Annotated in this window: 15 protein-coding genes; 6 read left to right on the forward strand and 9 right to left on the reverse strand. The window is 59.8% G+C overall.

Going from position 1 to position 17240, the window contains the following annotated elements; genetic code table 11:
• Positions 1–102: 102 nt before the first annotated feature.
• The 6 genes from AAAX59_RS03465 to AAAX59_RS03490 form a co-directional block, all read right to left on the reverse strand.
• The gene (locus AAAX59_RS03465) at positions 103–861 is read right to left on the reverse strand and encodes an MFS transporter (RefSeq protein ID WP_349070601.1); all 759 of its coding nucleotides are present in this window, start codon (positions 859–861) and stop codon (positions 103–105) included.
• Between the two features lie 119 nt (positions 862–980).
• On the reverse strand, positions 981–1871 hold the full coding sequence (locus tag AAAX59_RS03470; RefSeq protein ID WP_349070603.1) for a LysR family transcriptional regulator: 891 nt from the start codon (positions 1869–1871) through the stop codon (positions 981–983).
• 41 nt (positions 1872–1912) lie between these two features.
• The gene (locus AAAX59_RS03475; RefSeq protein WP_349070606.1) at positions 1913–2248 is read right to left on the reverse strand and encodes a histidine triad nucleotide-binding protein; all 336 of its coding nucleotides are present in this window, start codon (positions 2246–2248) and stop codon (positions 1913–1915) included.
• A gap of 49 nt (positions 2249–2297) precedes the next feature.
• Complete coding sequence (xseB, locus tag AAAX59_RS03480) at positions 2298–2564, reverse strand: exodeoxyribonuclease VII small subunit (protein WP_006234311.1); 267 nt, start codon at positions 2562–2564, stop codon at positions 2298–2300.
• A 42-nt stretch (positions 2565–2606) separates the two neighbouring features.
• Positions 2607–3977 carry an exodeoxyribonuclease VII large subunit gene (gene xseA / locus AAAX59_RS03485; RefSeq protein WP_349070697.1) on the reverse strand — a complete coding sequence of 457 codons (1371 nt, stop codon included), beginning with the start codon at positions 3975–3977 and terminating at the stop codon, positions 2607–2609.
• Between the two features lie 196 nt (positions 3978–4173).
• A complete protein-coding gene (locus tag AAAX59_RS03490) occupies positions 4174–4878 on the reverse strand; it encodes a zinc metallopeptidase (RefSeq protein WP_349070608.1) in 705 nt (234 codons plus the stop codon).
• Between the two features lie 217 nt (positions 4879–5095).
• Here AAAX59_RS03490 and AAAX59_RS03495 point away from each other — a divergent pair, with 217 nt between their 5' ends.
• Positions 5096–6217, forward strand: a complete 1122-nt coding sequence (locus tag AAAX59_RS03495; protein WP_349070609.1) for an IS110 family transposase — start codon at positions 5096–5098, stop codon at positions 6215–6217.
• A gap of 430 nt (positions 6218–6647) precedes the next feature.
• Here the strand turns inward: AAAX59_RS03495 and rnd are convergent, their stop codons facing one another.
• Positions 6648–7781 (reverse strand): ribonuclease D, encoded by a 1134-nt coding sequence (gene rnd / locus AAAX59_RS03500; RefSeq protein WP_128620448.1) that lies wholly within the window; start codon positions 7779–7781, stop codon positions 6648–6650.
• Positions 7782–7879: 98 nt separating this feature from the next.
• On the opposite strand from rnd, the gene AAAX59_RS03505 reads away from it, so the two are divergent.
• The 5 genes from AAAX59_RS03505 to AAAX59_RS03525 all read left to right on the forward strand — a co-directional run bounded on the left by AAAX59_RS03505 (position 7880) and on the right by AAAX59_RS03525 (position 14834).
• On the forward strand, positions 7880–8797 hold the full coding sequence (locus AAAX59_RS03505; protein WP_006234316.1) for a diacylglycerol kinase family protein: 918 nt from the start codon (positions 7880–7882) through the stop codon (positions 8795–8797).
• Between the two features lie 409 nt (positions 8798–9206).
• Positions 9207–11156 (forward strand): C69 family dipeptidase, encoded by a 1950-nt coding sequence (locus AAAX59_RS03510; RefSeq protein ID WP_349070612.1) that lies wholly within the window; start codon positions 9207–9209, stop codon positions 11154–11156.
• Between the two features lie 400 nt (positions 11157–11556).
• The gene (locus AAAX59_RS03515; protein ID WP_349070614.1) at positions 11557–12129 is read left to right on the forward strand and encodes a hypothetical protein; all 573 of its coding nucleotides are present in this window, start codon (positions 11557–11559) and stop codon (positions 12127–12129) included.
• Positions 12130–12343: 214 nt separating this feature from the next.
• Positions 12344–14095, forward strand: a complete 1752-nt coding sequence (locus AAAX59_RS03520) for an energy-coupling factor transporter ATPase (RefSeq protein WP_349070616.1) — start codon at positions 12344–12346, stop codon at positions 14093–14095.
• Positions 14088–14834, forward strand: coding sequence for an energy-coupling factor transporter transmembrane component T (locus AAAX59_RS03525; RefSeq protein WP_349070619.1), 747 nt, complete (start codon positions 14088–14090; stop codon positions 14832–14834). The genes AAAX59_RS03520 and AAAX59_RS03525 overlap by 8 nt, the downstream gene beginning before the upstream one ends.
• Positions 14835–14959: 125 nt before the next feature.
• Here AAAX59_RS03525 and AAAX59_RS03530 read toward each other — a convergent pair whose 3' ends face one another.
• Both AAAX59_RS03530 and AAAX59_RS03535 read right to left on the reverse strand, forming a co-directional pair.
• A complete protein-coding gene (locus AAAX59_RS03530; RefSeq protein ID WP_349070621.1) occupies positions 14960–15706 on the reverse strand; it encodes an aspartate/glutamate racemase family protein in 747 nt (248 codons plus the stop codon).
• Positions 15707–15790: 84 nt separating this feature from the next.
• Positions 15791–17047, reverse strand: a complete 1257-nt coding sequence (locus AAAX59_RS03535; RefSeq protein ID WP_117629769.1) for an ATP-grasp domain-containing protein — start codon at positions 17045–17047, stop codon at positions 15791–15793.
• Positions 17048–17240 lie beyond the last annotated feature (193 nt).

Below are 17240 nucleotides of genomic sequence, written 5' to 3' on the forward strand. Positions count from 1 at the left end.
CTAACGCCGGCGTGTTGGCACCACCAGCGTAGTGGCGGCGGGGAGGCACGGTGGCCATTATTCGGTGACCGGGATTGGTCAAAATAGTTTGACTATTAGCGGCTAAAATCGCCCGGCGCTAACAATGGTCACGCCCGAAGCGACGGCATTCATTCCGCGGCCTGCAAACAACAGTGAGAAAAAGTCTTCCAGAGCGACGAAGGCAAATGCCTGAGAACAGTCCATGATGAACGCTGACCGAAGAATGCCATTACCCGCAATAGCAGCACCGATCATCTTCGGGCTAATTCCATGCTCAGGTGTCGCTGCAGTGCCCCCTCTTCGCATCTCAGGAATGCAGACAACGACAACCAACGTCAACACCATTGCGATGATATCCGCCGAAAGACCAATGAGATATGCACCGACAGACGAAATGAAACCGCCCACGCAAGCGGAGATGGCATAAGAGGCATAGAAAACAAATCGCTCAACGACATTAAGTCTTACGAGCTGGTCCTGAGAGACGCTGTCAATGTAGATCGCTTCTATGGATCCGCTCACACATGCAACGGCAAAACCTTTGAGAGCAAACGCGCCGATTAAAAGCAGAGGAGAACGGACGAGGAGCAGGGCGGCGTAGTATCCAAGCATTCCCACGACGCCAACGAGACCGCTTGTCTTTCGTCCAAACCTATCAGCAATATAGCCAGTGGGAACTTCAAGAATGAACTTGCTCACTTGATAGGCAATCATCATGCTAGAAATCGCTACCATCGAGAATCCGACGAATGCAAGATAAACCGTCAGAAAATACAAGATGGTGCTGAAGTTCGACAGAAAAACGAACGTCATATAAAGCAAAACCGTACGGTTTTTCATGCTCCGCCCTCCAAGAGTCAGCAATCTAAATCGAAATCTTGGAAAAGCATGAGGGCAAAGCTGTCAGCTATGTGTTGTAAGGCGTCAATAATCACTTGACGTCTCGAAGCCAACTAATCTCACGAAGCGAGATGACGCAATAGATGAAGAAATACCGTCTGGTGTCGATCGGTCCAGGCATTTTGTCGATAGCAAAAGTAGATGGGCAAGGCTACGTCATGCGAGGCTTCAATGGAGCACTCGCTCACTTCCAATCCATCTGATGCGAGAGAAGAGCCAGAAAAACTCAATATCAATCCCCCGGCTTGAAGAAACTCGGCCTGCGCCCTGTTTCCGTATTCGACATCGCGAAAGCGGAAATTAACCAGTTGAGCTTCGGGACATTGATTGATTGCATTGAGACAGGGTGACAAATTAATTGGAACAGCGAGCCTGCCGCCCAGCAACTCTCGAACGGTCATAGCGCCCACAGATTGATGACCCGCTGGACACGAAAGAACCTTGAGCTCCTTTTCACCCAAGTATTTCGAAGAAAGGACACTGCCCCTTGGTTCCTCAAATGAGATGGCCGCATCCGAAATGCCAAGCACAAGTGATTCAAAGCATGTAGCCGTTGGCTGATGCCACACATCAAGGTGAATCTGAGGGTGCGAGCTTTCAAACAAGTCGTACCAGTTTTCGGAAAAAAGGCGCCCCCGCCCGTGAAGGCAGGGGGCGTAAAGACGGAAGTGGCCGTCGGGCGAAACGCCGCCGTTCCCCGATTGAGCGTACTTTTTGAGATCGTCGATTTGCGCCAGGATCATACGTGCGCGACGCGCAAACTCTCGGCCCGCAGGAGACAAAACAGCCTCCCCCGCCGATCGGTTGAGCAAAACAATCTGGCACTCAGATTCCAGTTTCTTAATTGCCGACGAAACGGCCTGCGGGCTCACGTGAACGGCGCGAGCCGCTTTGCGCACGCCGCCGTAGTTCGCTACCGCTTGAAGGTATTCGAGTTGAGAAAGCTGCATAGGTTACTCCAAAGGCAGCCAAGGCGACGGGCTGTGCGTCCTCAGATGAGGTTCTCGCCCAGGTTCTTGCCACCGAGGACGTGCATGTGGAAGTGTATGACGGTCTGGCCGGCGTTGACGCCCTTGTTGGAGATGACGCGGAAACCGTCCTCCAGACCCTTGGCCTTGGCGACCTCCTGGATGGCGTGAGCCATGGCGCCCATGGTCTCGGCCGGTACGTTGTCGGCGATATCGCTGTAGTGTTTCTTGGGAATCACGAGCGTGTGGACCGGCGCCTGGGGGTTGAGGTCGTCGAAGGCGATGACCTGGTCGTCCTCATAGACAACGGTCGAGGGGATCTCGTGGTTGGCAATTTTGCAGAAGATGCAATCGCACATGGTTGGTTCCTTTCTCACAGACCAAGGTAATTATATTTGGTCGGGATGGTTAGAACGAGAGGTTGTCGTCCGTGTTGGCGGCTTCGCCGTCGGCGAGCACGTCGTTGCCGTCGACGTCCTTAAGGAGCACCGAGACCTTCTGCTCGGCATCGGACAAGCGGGTACGCAGGCTCTTGAGGAGCTCGACGCCGCGGGTATAGCTCTCAAGCGACTCCTCGAGCTCCATATCGCCCGACTCCAGGCTGCGGATGATGAGCTCCAGCTCCTGCGAGGCCTGCTTGTACGTAAGCTGCTCGACCGGGGTCTTCTCTGCCATATCTGTTTCCTTTCCTAAAGGTTTATCACAATGAAACGCGGCCTACTCGACCGTATTGACCGTTGCCGCCACGTTGCCGTCTGCCATGCGTACACGAATGGCATCGCCGGGCTTAAAGGTCTTGGCGCTCGTAGCCACACCGTCATCGCTGTACGCGATGGAATAGCCGCGGGCAAGCACCTTGAGCGGCGACAGGGCATCGAGCGACGCGGCAGCTCGGCCCAGGTCGGACGCAGGTTTGCTGAGCATCGTACGTCCCTGATGCTCCAGACGGGAACTCGCAAGCGTGAGCGCATGGCGCTTGCCATCGAGCCCCGAGGTGCTTGCGATCAAACGCTCGGGCAAACGCTCGAAGTTGGAGCGGAATGTCCCGACCGAGCGCGTTATGGCACCGGACAGGCGATCGGCAGTCAGCGCAAGCTCCGATTCGCGACGCTCGACCATAAATGTGGGGTCGTTGAGGCACGGGCGGCATGCGGCGGCATTGAGCGCGTCGCCCAGACGGGCCGTATAGGTATCCCAGGCACGGCGACCGCGCTGATCGAGCATCTCCAAATCAACCTGATTCGACCCAATCATCGATGCCATCGCGGCGCCCAGGCGCTGATGGCGCGTCTCGAGCACGTCGGCCAACTCCGTCATGGCCGGCGCCACCGATTCTGCCGCCGCCGTGGGCGTGGAAGCGCGACGGTCGCTCACCATGTCGCAAATCGAGGTATCGGGCTCATGGCCAATGCCGGTCACCACGGGCACGGGACAGGCCGCCACCGCGCGGGCAAGCTCCTCGTCGTTAAAGGTCATGAGGTCCTCGAAAGAACCGCCGCCGCGCACCAGCAAAATACAATCGGGCGCCGGCGTAATGGAAGCGGCGCGGCGCAAGCCCTCAATGAGCTCTGTCGGCGCACCCTCGCCTTGAACCTTAGCGCCCACGCAGACGAGCTCGACGAGCGGGTTGCGACGACGCAACGTGCGCTTGACGTCGTCGATTACCGCACCCGAAAGCGAGGTGACGACCGCCACGCGGGAGCAGAACACCGGGATGCGGCGTTTACGAGCTTCGTCCATCAGGCCCTCGCGGCGTAGCTTTTCGGCCAGTTGCGCCACTTGTTGACGCAGCAGACCCTCCCCCGCCAGCGAAAACGAGCGAGCGACAAAGCTCATACGACCCGTGGCCTTATAGAGATTGAAGCTGCCCTTAAAGCTCACCTGCATGCCGTCGCGCAGATCGAACGTGCGCTTGAGATAGGCGCCCTTCCAAATGATGCAGTCAACGGCGGCCGAATCGTCCTTAATCTGGAAGTAGCAGTGGCCGCTTCGGGCATTGGGGCCACGGAAGCCCGTGACCTCGCCCAGGACGCTCAGCTGCGGAATGGCATCGAGCGCACCGGCGGCGATCTCCACCGCCTGGCTCACGCTGAGCTCCTTACGCTCCTGCCCATCCGAACCGTCGAACTCGGCGGAAAAGGCATTGCCGGTTAGATTCCAGCCCGCCACGCAGCCTCCTTTCGTCATCGTGCACAAGGACTCCGGCCCTGCGCAAATTCAAGTCCAACACATAGTACAGCGCCGCGGGGACACGAATCCCCGCGGCGCCCAGCGACCCAATTTGTTATCGGTTGGAGTTTCTGTTGTAGCGAGCCATCAGGTAGAGCAGCTGAATAATCGAAGTGAGCGCTGCGGCCACATAGGTGAGCGCGGCTGCTGTCAGGACCTTCTTGGCACCGTTGACCTGCTTGGAGCTCATACCCGACTGTTCGATGTACGCCACGGCGCGGCGGCTGGCATCAATCTCGACCGGCAGCGTAACCAGTTGGAACAGCACACTAAACGAGAAGAAGATCAGCGCGAGGGTCGTGAGCCCCGCGATGTTCATAAACAGGCCTATGAGTAGCACGATGGTCCAGGTGTTCTGGGTAAAGTTGACGACCGGAACCAGGGTAGTGCGCACCTTCATCATGGCGTAACCGCTTTGGCGCTGGGCGGCATGGCCCGCCTCGTGACAGGCGACGGCAACGCTTGCAACCGAACCGCCCGAACGGTTGGCGTCCGAGAGATACAGGTTGTTGTCCTGCGGGTTGTAATGGTCGGTGAGCTCGCCAGCGACACCCTTGATACCCACGGCGTTACAACCGTTGGCATCGAGCATGCGGCGAGCGACCGTGGCACCCGTATCGCCGTCCGAGCGAACCTTGGACCAGGTTTTGTACGTCGAGTTGATATAGTTCTGTGCGGCAAGACCGAGCACCGTACACACAAGAACAACCAGCAGGTACAGCGGGTCGATGCCAAAGCCGTATCCATAGTAATAAGGCATGCGAATTCCTCCGAATCGAGTTACACGTTGGAGGCATTCTACCCATTCGACTGACCAGCAAATCAACATCGATGTTTTGGCAATGTCAGACACTATGACCCAATCCGAGGGCACGGAAACGACAGGAGCCCCCGCTCGTGACCGCGGGTCGGGGCTGCGACAATGTTGTTGAAGTGCCAGAGGCGCAGCCGCGCCGCAACGAGGTTGGGAGGCTCCCGTGCCTAGATATTCTACCGCCTTCGGAATGGACGTACACCTCAGGTCCACCACCGTCTGCGCGCTCGACGCGGAGACGGGCGAGGCCGTGACGAGGAGGTTCCGCGGCAACCCCTGGGGCGAGGTCGCGGAGTGGATGTCGGGCTTCCCCGGCCCGTCGCTCGCCGCCTACGAGAGCGGCTACCTCGGCTTCGCCCCGCAGAGGGAGCTCTCCGGGCTCGGCGTCGACTGCGTCGTCGCGGCCGTCTCCAGGGTCCCGAGGTCGGCGGCAGACTTCTCGTCCAAGAACGACCGCAACGACGCGGCCAGGATGGCCAAGGCGATACTGTCGCACGACGTCACCCCGGTATGGGTCCCCTCCCCCGAGATCGAGGGGCTCAGGGACCTCGCCGGGGCCCACGACGCGGCGACCGCGAGGCTCGCGGCGGCGAAGCAGCGGCTCCTGGCGTTCCTGGCCCGCCGTGGCTACGCCTACGGCGGCACGACGCCGGCCGGAAACCCCCGGAGGTACTGGACGTACGACTTCCTCAGGTGGCTCGACAAGGTCCGGCCCGCCGACGACGGCGGCATCCGGGCGCTTGCGGCGCTGAGGAACGAGGTCGAGGCGGCCGCCGAGACGCGCGACGACCTCCTCGCCGAGTACAGGGCCGCCGTCGCGGCGGGCCCCCTCTCGGCGGAGGTCGAGGCGCTCCAGTCGATCAAGGGGTGCGGCTTCGCGCTCGCCGCCGCCTTCGCGTCCGAGGTCGGCGACTTCTCGAGGTTCCGCTCCGGCAGGCAGGTGACGTCCTACTTCGGCCTCGCCCCGAAGCAGAGGTCGAGCGCGGACTCCGTGCGCCTCGGCGGGATCAGCGGGGCCGGCAACGCCCTCGTCAGGAGGCTGGCCGTCGAGGGGTCCTGGAGCTACGTCCAGGCGAGCCACCAACCGAAGCTGATGCCCAAGGGCAGCGGCGTCCCGCTCGAGGTGAGGATGCACGGGAGGAAGGGTTCCGAGCGCCTGCTCCGGCGCCGCGAGGAGATGCTCGCCAGGGGCATGCCCCAGGCGAAGGCGAACGCCGCCACCGCCGCCGAGCTCGTGAGGTGGCTGTGGGCCCTCGGCGCGATGCGCCGGGAGGCAACCGAATAGACATAGCCCCCGTCCCGGCGAGCCGGGCAGCCTTCGGGGATACCCCCGCTTTCGCTGGGCGCGCGGCAGCGGCCGCATGCGCGTAGTCAGACTTGGGGAGCCCCGCCGAAGGAGAGGATTGCGGGCCGCCGGAGCGGTATCCGCGGATATGAGACTGAGCCGAAGGCGTCGACGACATGCCGGGGGCGGACCGGGACGGGTTCAACGGCAGGCCCCGCCGACCGATTGCAAGCGGTCGGCGGGGCCATTGTGGCTCTTGACAGCGGATTGGGTCATATGAGCGAAAACGGCCGAGAGCGAGCAAGGTGACGTGAAAGAGAAGCGACGCGTACTTTGGTACGCGAGCGACGATTGAACGTCAGATTGCCGCTCTCGGCCGTTTGCAGCGTCGAGCTGTTACGCGGTTTGGTAAAACCGCGTAACTATATACCTACAGCAATTCAATTTTGCCATCTTTGACCGTCAACCCCATATTACCCGAGAGCAGATCGTCCAGGCGCGAGCCCACAAGCTCAAAGCGCCAACCTTCGCGCAGGCGGCTCTGCTCGGGATGCTCAATGTAGTCGGCCAGGTCATCGCGCGAGGCAATGACCGAGGTCGCAACGCCTGAGCGCTCGGCAACCAGGCGGATGAGCGCGTACATCAGGTCCGTCACGCTCTCCAACTCCGGCGAAATCTGACGGTGCCCGCGCACCATGAGCGGCAGGCGATCGTGCGGACAGCTCGCACCGCGCTTGATGGCCATGAGCGCACCGTCCACGTCGCGCTCCCCCAATTGATCGGTACCGCGAATGCTACGGAACTCCTCAACGCGCACGGGATTGCGCTTAACGAGCGCTAGCAGCGTGTCGTCGGACATGACCCACTTGCGTGGGATGTTGCGCCGCTCGGCGCGGTCCTCGCGCCAGGCGGCGAGCTCGCGCGCGATACCCAGCTGATGACGGCTGCACGAATTGATGCGCTTGACCTTGCGGAACGCCTCGTGGCGATCGGCGCGATAGTGTGACTCGTCAGCCAGCGGGCGCAGCTCGTCGAGCACCCAGTCCACACGGCCCAGCTCGCGCAGGCGGCTCATCATCTCGGTATAGGCGACGATCAGGTACTTGACGTCATCGATCGCATACTCAATCTGCTTATCGGTCAGCGGGCGGCGCGACCAGTCGGTCAGTGACTCGGTCTTGGGCAGCGATACGCCGCAGAACGTCTGAACAAGCGCGCCATACGAAATCTGCTGGCGCTCGCCCAAAAAGGCGGCGGCGACCTGCGTATCGAAAATCGGTCGTGGCAGCACGCCCACGGTATGGAGCATGACCTCCATATCCTGCGAGCACGCGTGGAAGACCTTGGTCACGCTCTCGTCGGCCATAAGCTCGGCCAGCGGCGATAGGTCGTCGATTACCAGGGGATCGACCGCGACGCTCTCAGCAGGGGTGGCAATCTGAACCAAACATAGACGCGGATGGAACGTGCGCTCGCGCAAAAACTCGGTATCGACGGCAATCGCGTCGAACTCACGGGCGCGCTGGCAAAAGTCGAGTAGAGCCTGATGTGTGGAAATGTACATATCAACCCATCGAATAAGGTTAGGCCCGAAAAACACGGGTAGGATATCGGCATTGCCTTACAACTATACTCGGTTAGTCACAGAACGGGAACGTAAGTATGCGCTGCCTTATCATCCACAACCCGGCATCGGGCCCCAGCTCAGATGAAATCTTCGCATTCACGCACGCCCTTGCACAGGGCGGCGACGAGGTCGTGATGCGCTTTATCGGCGATGGCATGGAACCCGAGGACGCCGTGGCAGACGTGCGCGAGTTTGACCGCGTGGTCGTTTCGGGCGGCGACGGCACTGTCTCCAACGTGCTCGACCAGATGCGCGGATGCGGTGTCCCCACGCTCGTCTTCCCCTCCGGTACGGCCTGCCTGTTCTTCAACAACATCGGCAATGCCCCCGAGGCGGCGGCGCTCGCCAAGGCCTGCCGTGCCGGTCGCACGGTCAAAGTCGACATGGGCGAGCTCTTTTGGCTCGACGAGAACGGCAACGAGAAGCGCCACGGCTTCATCATCATCGCCGGCTCGGGCTTCGACGCCGAGATCATGATGAAGGCCGCCCCCACCAAAAACGACATCGGCGAGATCGCCTACTTCCTCTCTGCGCTCGCCACGCCCAACCCTACGGTAGCGCACTTTACGATTGAGCATGACGGCATTGTCGAAGAGCTCGACGGCATCTGCTGCATGGCCGGCAACACCTCGGTCATCCAAAACGACATCAACCTGTTCCCCGACTGCCGTATGAACGATGGCATGGTCGACATTGCGGTCATCGAACCCGTGCGCACCGTGCAGCTGCTGCCTACCGTGATCACCGCCGCACTCGACCCCGCCGGCAAGGTACTCGGGCGCCCGCAGTTCAAGATCATCCAGACCAAGGAAGCCAAGATCACCTGCACCCCGTCGCTGGGCATGCAGTTCGATGGCGAGATTATCTCCAGCAACTCGGGCGTCTTTGGAGCCCGCGCGCTTCCACAATGCCTCGACCTCATCGTCGACGAATTCTCCCCGCTCGGAAAATAGGAGGACCCTATGAACGACAATCCCCTGCTCGGCTTCATCATCATCGTTTTGGCCATGCTCGTCGGCTATGCGATCAACGTGATCCACCGCCGGAAGAAGTAATTCCACATTGGTATGATATTCATCCAATTATCGTCTCCCCTGCTGTTTATGCATTTGCCAAACAGCAGGGGGATTTTCATTTCGGGCATTCCCAGCTACTTTATTCGGCTACAGTAATCACAGGGCGCCTTTATTAAAGTAAAGCTACAAACTGAGTATAATTAACCGCTCATCGCATATTTCATTACGCTTATCGAGTAAGTTTCTTTCATAGATGAATATTGTTTCCAGTTCGTTACGCTAATGGGGTGTCTTTATTGGCTGAAGCCCTCTGGCAACGGAGGGCTTTCGCACGCTGCGAGGGAAAATGAGGAAAACTCACCCCGTCAACGCGCTCAAGAAGCTAGGCATAGGCCTCGCCTTTGGAGCTGCAACCATCATGTCCATGCCGACATCTGCGCTCGCCTGCACGCAGATATACATGGGCAAAAACCTTACGGCCGACGGCAACACGTACTACGGCCGCGCCGAGGACTTTGGCAAGCGCTATCTTAAGCACTACGGCATCGAACCTGCCCACGAACCTGGCTTTAAGTACAGCTCGATTGAATCTGCTTTTGAATACACTTCGAACAAGCCTACCTATCGCTACAGCTATGTACGCGACCACCCCTCCAACTGGATGGGTCGCACCGACGCCTACTCCGAGGCCGGCATCAACGAGAAGGGCGTCTCCTGCTCCGCCACGCTAAGCACCTCCTATAACGAGGAGGCCGCTGCAGCAGACCCCATCGATGAGGAAGTGGGTCTGGGCGAGTACAGTTACGGCAGCATCATCCTGGGCGAGAGCGCCACGGCCCGCGAGGGCGTCGAGCTTCTCGGCAGCCTGATCGATGATCAAGGCGTCTGCACCAACGACCAGATCATCATCGCCGACAACAACGAGACCTGGCTGTTCGCCACACTTTCCGCCCATCAGTGGATCGCCATGAAGCTCGCTGACGACGTCGCGTCGCTCAACCCTAATATCGGGAGCCTCAACTACGATGTCGACCTCAATGACACCGAGAATTGCCTCCACTCTGAAAAGATCCAATCCATGCCCGAAGAAAAGGGTTTCGCCAAATACTCCGCTGACGGCAAATTCGATGTCGCCCAAACGTATGGCGAAAGCCTCGCCGATTCCGGCGTAAACCAGTGGTCCCGTTATGTGCAAGGCCGCAATTATTTTGGTAGTCAGCTGACCGAAGGCACAGATTACGACATTATCACAGTAAAGGAGAAAGGAAAACCTGACCAAAAGGGAGCCATGGTCAGCGAAATCCAGCCCCTGTTCTTCAAGCCTGGCAAGTCTGGTTGGAGCACTTTCGAGTTGATTCGCGCCTTCGGCAACCGCGGCGAGAACGTCCCTGGCCTCAACGCGAACACTGATGGTGTTTATTGCATCGGCAGCGAGCGCAACACCGAGATCAACCTCTTCCAGATTCGTCGCGGGTATGACCCCGAAGTCGCTACCATCCAGTGGGAAATGCTCTCCCGCGCCGCGTACTCCGTCGCCATCCCGTTGTACTCCGCTCTGATAACTGAGGTCAGCCCGTACTTCAGCGATCAGACCGTCTCCTTCGATCACTGCAAACAGACTGACGTCGTGTACAACGAGGAGCCCGAGAACTCAATCAACTACGTCCTCATGGACATCAGCTCGCTCTGCTTTGAGAACCCTGACACCCTTGGTATCAGCGTCCGTGCCTACCTCGATGCGCTCCAGAACGAGCTCATCGAGCAGAACAAGGAAGTCGACACCGCCATGCTGGCCGAGACGACCACCGAGGGCCGCACTGCCCTGGCTAACAAGGCCGGCAAGGCTGCTACCGAGAACACCTACAAGAAGTGCAAGGCACTGCTCCAGGAGATGCGCGCCTATCAGAAGGCCGAAAACTTCGACCAGCCCTTCACCCCGAGCGACCTGAACACCGAGATCAACGGCCTCAAGGTGTCCATCACCTACGCCAAGGACGCTCTTGCCACCGACCCGGTAACCCCGGATCAGCCTGGTACTCCTGAGCAGCCCGGTACTCCTGAGCAGCCCGGTACCCCCGAGCAGCCCGCTAAGCCCGAGCAGCCCACCACCAAACCCGAGAAGCCTGGCAAGTCGGACACCACGACCACGGTAACCACCAACAAGACGAACACCAAGGGCGGCCTGCCCACCACCGGTGATCGTTTTGATGGCCGCATGGTGGCCGCATTCGCCATCGCTGGCGTTGCCGTCATCTCCGCGGGCGGTTACTTCCTCTACCGTCGCAATAAGGAGTAACGTCTTAGCTGAGCGGACAAGGCAGCAATGGCAGCCTCGCCCGCTCAGCCCGCTCTTTTGACCGGCGGGAAACCCGCCTGAAATCTTTTTAAAAAAGATTTCCCCGCACACACTTCGCTGTGCTATAGTGCAGCGCAACAGCAACTAGGTGCGACCGCGCCACGGCATCACGAAAGGAGCCACCAACATGAAGAACACGATGAAGTCTCTCAACAACTGGTGGTGGCGTGATGCGAATACGATCGGTCGACAGTGAGTCCCTCACGCCTGTTTTTGCGCTCTAGGTGATTGGAAGGCCTCCGGTTTCGACCGGGGGCCTTTTTCTATCTCGAGCCCGATCGCATTCGCATCACGCGCCTCCGCTTTTCTCTTGCACCCCCATTCCGAAAGGATTTTCACCATGTCTCAGAACACCACCGCCGCCCAGCCCCGCACCGTCCAGACCGCCGACCGCGGCAAACTCGACGTCCGCGCCCTCGTCCTGCTCGCCATCCTGCTCGCTGCCGGCTTCATCCTCAACTTCACCGTCGGCAAGGCCATCTCGGGCATCTCGGGCGGCATGATCAGCCCCGAGTTCATCATCTCGGCCTTCTGCCTCACCATCCTGGTCGTTCGCCCCAACATCGGCCAGGCGCTCGTCATTGGCCTCATCTCGGCTGCCGTGATCCAGATCACCACCACCTCGCCGTTTGTCGATTTTGCCGCCGAGGGCATCGCCGCCATGCTCATGGCCGGCATCGTCAACGCCGCCGGCAAGAACGGTCAGGTCAAGCCCGCCATCGCCATTGTCGCAACCTTCCTGACCACCTTTGTCTCCGGCGTCATCTTCATGGTCATCAAGATGGCCATGCTCGGCGTGGTCGGCGAGCTCGCCGCCGCCATGCTGCCCGTCGTTGCCATGACCGCCGTCTTTAACGCCATTCTGGTCGGCGCCCTCTACCTGCCCATCCAGAAGGCTCTTAGGCTCAACTAACCCGCTCGGCTTTACGAGCCACCCCATCTTGGCGTTCATTCGTCGCTCGCGTACCCAAGTACGCTTCGCTCCTCTTTCTCGCGCCAACCTGGGGCCCCTCGTAAAGCCGTCTCCGTGCTTCACCACCAAAAACTGTCCCAAACGACTAGCTTTTGGGGACGTTCTTAAACGACTAGTCATTAAAGAACGTCCCTAATGACTATGAAAGGTATCCATGGAAACGATCATCAACGTCGACGATGTCTCGTTCTCCTATGGCACGCAGACCGAGCAGGCGCTCAGCCACATCTCGCTCAGCGTGAACAAGGGAGATTTCATCGGCATCATCGGACCCTCGGGCGCCGGCAAGTCCACGCTTGCCGCCTGTCTGTCGGGCGCCGTGCCCCACCACTACACCGGCACGTTCTTTGGGTCCGTCATGGTCGACGGCCACGACACCTGCGAAGTCTCGCTCACCGACGTGTCGCAAATCGTCGGCAGTGTGCTGCAGGATATCGACACGCAGATGGTCGCTTCGGTCGTCGAGGACGAGATGCTCTTTGGCCTCGAGAACTTTGGCGTTCCCCACGACCAGATCAAGCAGCGCGTGAGCGAAACTCTCGAGACCGTCGGCATCAGCGACCTGCGCGACCGCGAGATCGCCACCCTCTCGGGCGGACAGAAGCAAAAGGTAGCCATCGCCGCCATCCTCGCCATGCGTCCGCGCGTCTTGGTTCTCGACGAGCCCACCGCGGCACTCGACCCCGCCAGCTCCACGTTGGTCTTCGAGACGCTGCGTGAGGCAAACCGCGCACTTGGAATCACCATCGTCGTCGTCGAGCAAAAGGTCGCCCTGCTCTCGGAGTACTGCAACCGCGTGCTCGTGCTCAACCATGGCGAAATCGCGCTGCAGGGCGAGCCACACGAGGTCTTCGCGCATACCGACGAGCTCCGTGCCATCGGCGTCGACTGCCCTCGCGTCACGCGTATCTTCAATAGCCTCGAGGCCGATGGCCTGGTAAGCGGTACCCCCTGCTTGGATGTCGATGAGGCCGAGCGCATGATTTCGGGCATCGTCGACCCCGCACGCGCGGCTATCGAAGCCCAGGCGCCCGCCGGTTCCCCGCATGCACCGTCGTTGCGCCCTCATGCCAAGGACGCCGAACCCGTACTCACCTTCGACCATGTTGAGTTTGCCTATCCCAATGGCGGCGCCGCCGTACACGACCTTAGCCTGACGCTCTATCCCGGCGAGCTCGTGGGCATCGTCGGCCAAAACGGCGCCGGCAAGACCACGCTCACCAAACTGCTCACAGGCCTGCTTAAGCCCGCCTCGGGCAGCGTGCGCGTCACGGGACTGGATACCGCAGCCGTTCCCACGAGCCGTATCGCCCGCGAGGTCGCGACCCTCTTCCAAAACCCCGACCGCCAGATCTGCAAGGACACCGTGCTCGACGAGGTCGCCTTTGGCTTGGAGCTTGGCGGCATGGACCGTGCCGAGGCTCTGCGTCGTGCTCAACTCGTCATCGACCGCTTTGGCTTGCCGGCCGACGAGGCGCCCTTCTCGCTCTCGCGCGGCCAGCGACAAATGGTGGCGCTTGCCTCCGTCGTAGTGGTTGAGCCCAAGATCGTCGTGCTCGACGAGCCCACGAGCGGCCTTGATTACCGCGAGTGCATGACCGTCATGGAAACGGTGCGCACCATGGCCGAGCGTGGCTGCGCCGTAATCATGGTCTGCCACGATATGGAAGTCGTCTCGGATTTTGCCGAGCGCATTGTGGTAATGGCCGACGGTCGCATCCTCGACCGCGGCCGCACGCACGAGCTATTCTCGAACATCGATCTCATGCGGCGTGCCTACGTGGAGCCTCCCCAGGTTATTGAACTCTCGCGCCGTCTGGCATCTTCCGTCTCGCCCGCTTTTGCGCAGGTGAGCGAAGTCACCGATGTCGTTCGAATTACCAAGGAGATGGTCCACCGTGGTTAACGTCATCGATTACATGCCGGGCGATACGCTGCTGCATCGCCTGAATCCCGTCGTCAAACTGGGCCTCGCCGCCGCCATCATCGTCGGCATCTTCTTGTCCGACACCTACGTGGCGCTGCTGGGCTTTTTGGCACTCACCCTTGCGCTGGGCGCCTATGCCGGCGTCGTCGACCGTCTGTTCTCGCTGCTCAAGTTGCTGATTCCGCTTGCGCTTATCATGCTGGTGCTCCAGCTGGCCTTTATGCGCGATGGCAACGTGGTGTGGGGCTTTATCACCGACACGGGCCTCGTCACAGGGTCGAAGGCCTGCCTACGCCTGTTGGGCGTGGCGCTGCCACTCATCCTCATGCTCATGGTGACCAAGCTCAACGACCTTGCCAATGCCTGCGTCGAGGTGCTGCACGTGCCGTATCGCTATGCCTTCACCTTTACCACGGCGCTGCGCTTTGTGCCGGTGTTTGGTCAGGAGATGAACGCCATCATGGAGGCGCAGACCGCACGCGGCGTCGAGTACGACACCAAGAACCCCATCAAGAAGCTTAAGCTCATGCTGCCACTGTGTGTGCCACTGCTCATCTCGAGCGTGGGCAAGACCGATGCCACAGCCTTGGCGGCAGAACAGCGCGGCTTCTATCTGCGTACGCGCGCCAGCTCGTACAAGCGCTACCCCATCAAGGGCCTGGACATCGCCGTGCTCATCGTCAGCATCGCCCTCATCGCCATCGGCTTCCTCTTCTAGTTCACCACCGACAGCAACCGCCCAACGCAAAAGGCCTCGGCTCGCACCAAACGAGCCGAGGCCTTTACTGTTTCACCAGATAAAACCTACCAAAATAAACCTGTCCCTTTTTGGCGGGTCGGAAGCTAGAGGCGGTAGGGGGCGCCGCTGCGGATGATGGATTCGCGCACCAGGACGTCCATGGCGTCGAGGGTGATCTCGGGCATCTCTCGGTACTTCTGCAGCACCGATAGCTCGGTGCAGGCCAGAATGACGCGGTCGCAGCCGCTACGGGCGAACTCCCACATCACGCGGTCGAACTTATCCATATCGGGCTCACGTCCGGCCTTCACATCATCGTAGATAAGCGACATCACATCGTTCTGACGTTTCTCGCTGGGATAGACGACCTCAACACCCGCAGTCTTACATTCGCGGCCGTAGACGCCCGCGCCCACGGTACCGTCGGTGCCCATGATGCCAATCTTGTGCACCGGCTCGGCCGGCATACTCAGGTTGGGGTCGAACTCGCACTCCCCCATCACCGCACCGGCCAGAGCATAGCGCACCGACTCACGCGGCATGTGGATAATCGGCACCTTCGTAAACGACTGGATCTGGTCGTAGAAGTAGTGCGACGTGTTGCAGGGAATGGCAATGTGCGCACAGCCCAGCGACTCGAGTGCCTGGGCACACTCTTTCATGGTCGCCAGCAGCTTGGCATGCTCGCCGGTCTTAATAGCCAGCGTGCGGTCGGGCATGGTCGACTTGGAGAGCACCACCATGTCGATATGTTCCTGATCGCAAGCAGCAGCCGTATGACGCACCACCTGGTCGTAGTAATACGACGTGGCCTCGGCGCCCATGCCGCCGATAACTCCCAGCTTTTCCATCGCCGCCTCCTTGGTGACGCTTGCGCAATTGCGCGTATCATACCCGCGCCCGCCCGATGTAAACCGGACGGGCGCCGCACTCATCTACTTGTAATACGTCTTGAACAGCTTAAAGTGGCGCAGCTTGGTGTGCCACATGCGCAGCCAGCGGTTAAAGACAAAGTCGCCCTTCATAAACGAAGGGTCGGCGCCCTTGCCTTCCTTGTCCAGGCGATGCACCTTAGCGCGCAGCTCGGGATCCTTGACGTACTTGTCGACGACGCCCATGGGGACGACCATCCACAGCGCCTCGTCCTGTGCCGTCACAAACTCCGGCTCAAACGGGCGGTTGAACACATACTCGTCCACCACATACTTGGCAACGTTAAAGCCGCTGTTGGTGACGTAGTAGTTGCTGCGACCCTGGCGCGTGTTGAAATCGAAGAACTTAAACGAGCCGTCGCGCTCGTCGTACTTAACGTCAAAGTTGGAATAGCCCACAAAGTGAAGGTCCTCGAGCAGCTTGCGCACGCCGCCCATGAGCTCGTCGTTGGGCTCGGTAATGATACAAGCATGGTTGCCGACACCGTGGGGCTGATGCTCCTCGAGCAGCACATGGCCCAGGCACATCATGCGCACCTTGCCGTTGCGGTCGGAATAGCTGGTGAGCACGCGCATGTACTCGTCGTTGCCGGGCACGCGGTCCTGCAAGATCAGATCGTCGGTGTAGCCGCTGGCATACGAATCGCGAATGACCTGTTCCAGCTCGGCGCGGTCGGCAATCTCATAGGCCTTCTTCTGGCCCTCGAACTCATGCTGCCACCACATGATGCCGTCAGAAGGCTTCAGAATCATCGGGTAAGGAAAATCGATCTGGTCGAGCACTTCGGCAGGCGCCTCACCCTGGGCATTAAGCATCGCCATGGTGAAGGTAAAGGTATGCGGATAGGGCACGCCATGCTTCTCGCACAGCTCGTAGAAGATCTCCTTCTTCTGGCACTGCTCAAGCATGCTATAGGGAGCGTAAGGCGCGACGATGTTATCCGCCAGCTCATGAGCATCCTTGGCTTGAGCCACGAGAGCGACATAGTTGTCGCCACAGCCCACAAGGACAATCGTCTTATCGGCATGCGCTTGGGCAATGCCGTTGACGGTTTTGAGCATCACGGGCATGGTGTCGATATCCACGTTGGGCGTGTAGTCGATAATCTGGCTGCGGTACGCGGGACCCGTCTGATACTTGCCAAAGACCAGACTCTTGACCTGGTACTCCTCGTAGAAGGCGCGCGCCACCGAATAGGCGTTGATGTCGCCACCGAGCAGCACGGGAATGAACTCGCGCTCTGTAAATTGCAATGCCATGGAAACTTCCTATCATGAACTGCCCACACAACGGGCGGTCTTTGCGCAACTGATTTATTCTAGCGTGCCAAGCCGCCGGCGCCCAAAGCTCCACCGTATCTATGGCAATCGACGTAATCGTCCAGCACGAAGACGGCGCTCACCGTTGTATGACAATGGGCAATGAACCTACCATTGTTGTAGGATTCAGCGT

It is taken from the genome of Collinsella sp. CLA-ER-H2, assembly GCF_040092405.1.
In the GTDB taxonomy this organism is placed as follows: Bacteria; Actinomycetota; Coriobacteriia; order Coriobacteriales; family Coriobacteriaceae; genus Collinsella.

Excerpts from the sequence above, each read along its gene's own strand:
- AAAX59_RS03465 (WP_349070601.1), bottom strand. The coding sequence starts at position 861 with ATGAAAAACCGTACGGTTTTGCTTTATATGACGTTCGTTTTTCTGTCG.
- AAAX59_RS03470 (WP_349070603.1), bottom strand. The coding sequence starts at position 1,871 with ATGCAGCTTTCTCAACTCGAATACCTTCAAGCGGTAGCGAACTACGGC.
- AAAX59_RS03475 (WP_349070606.1), bottom strand. The coding sequence starts at position 2,248 with ATGTGCGATTGCATCTTCTGCAAAATTGCCAACCACGAGATCCCCTCG.
- xseB (WP_006234311.1), bottom strand. The coding sequence starts at position 2,564 with ATGGCAGAGAAGACCCCGGTCGAGCAGCTTACGTACAAGCAGGCCTCG.
- AAAX59_RS03490 (WP_349070608.1), bottom strand. The coding sequence starts at position 4,878 with ATGCCTTATTACTATGGATACGGCTTTGGCATCGACCCGCTGTACCTG.
- rnd (WP_128620448.1), bottom strand. The coding sequence starts at position 7,781 with ATGTACATTTCCACACATCAGGCTCTACTCGACTTTTGCCAGCGCGCC.
- AAAX59_RS03505 (WP_006234316.1), top strand. The coding sequence starts at position 7,880 with ATGCGCTGCCTTATCATCCACAACCCGGCATCGGGCCCCAGCTCAGAT.
- AAAX59_RS03510 (WP_349070612.1), top strand. The coding sequence starts at position 9,207 with ATGAGGAAAACTCACCCCGTCAACGCGCTCAAGAAGCTAGGCATAGGC.
- AAAX59_RS03515 (WP_349070614.1), top strand. The coding sequence starts at position 11,557 with ATGTCTCAGAACACCACCGCCGCCCAGCCCCGCACCGTCCAGACCGCC.
- AAAX59_RS03520 (WP_349070616.1), top strand. The coding sequence starts at position 12,344 with ATGGAAACGATCATCAACGTCGACGATGTCTCGTTCTCCTATGGCACG.
- AAAX59_RS03530 (WP_349070621.1), bottom strand. The coding sequence starts at position 15,706 with ATGGAAAAGCTGGGAGTTATCGGCGGCATGGGCGCCGAGGCCACGTCG.
- AAAX59_RS03535 (WP_117629769.1), bottom strand. The coding sequence starts at position 17,047 with ATGGCATTGCAATTTACAGAGCGCGAGTTCATTCCCGTGCTGCTCGGT.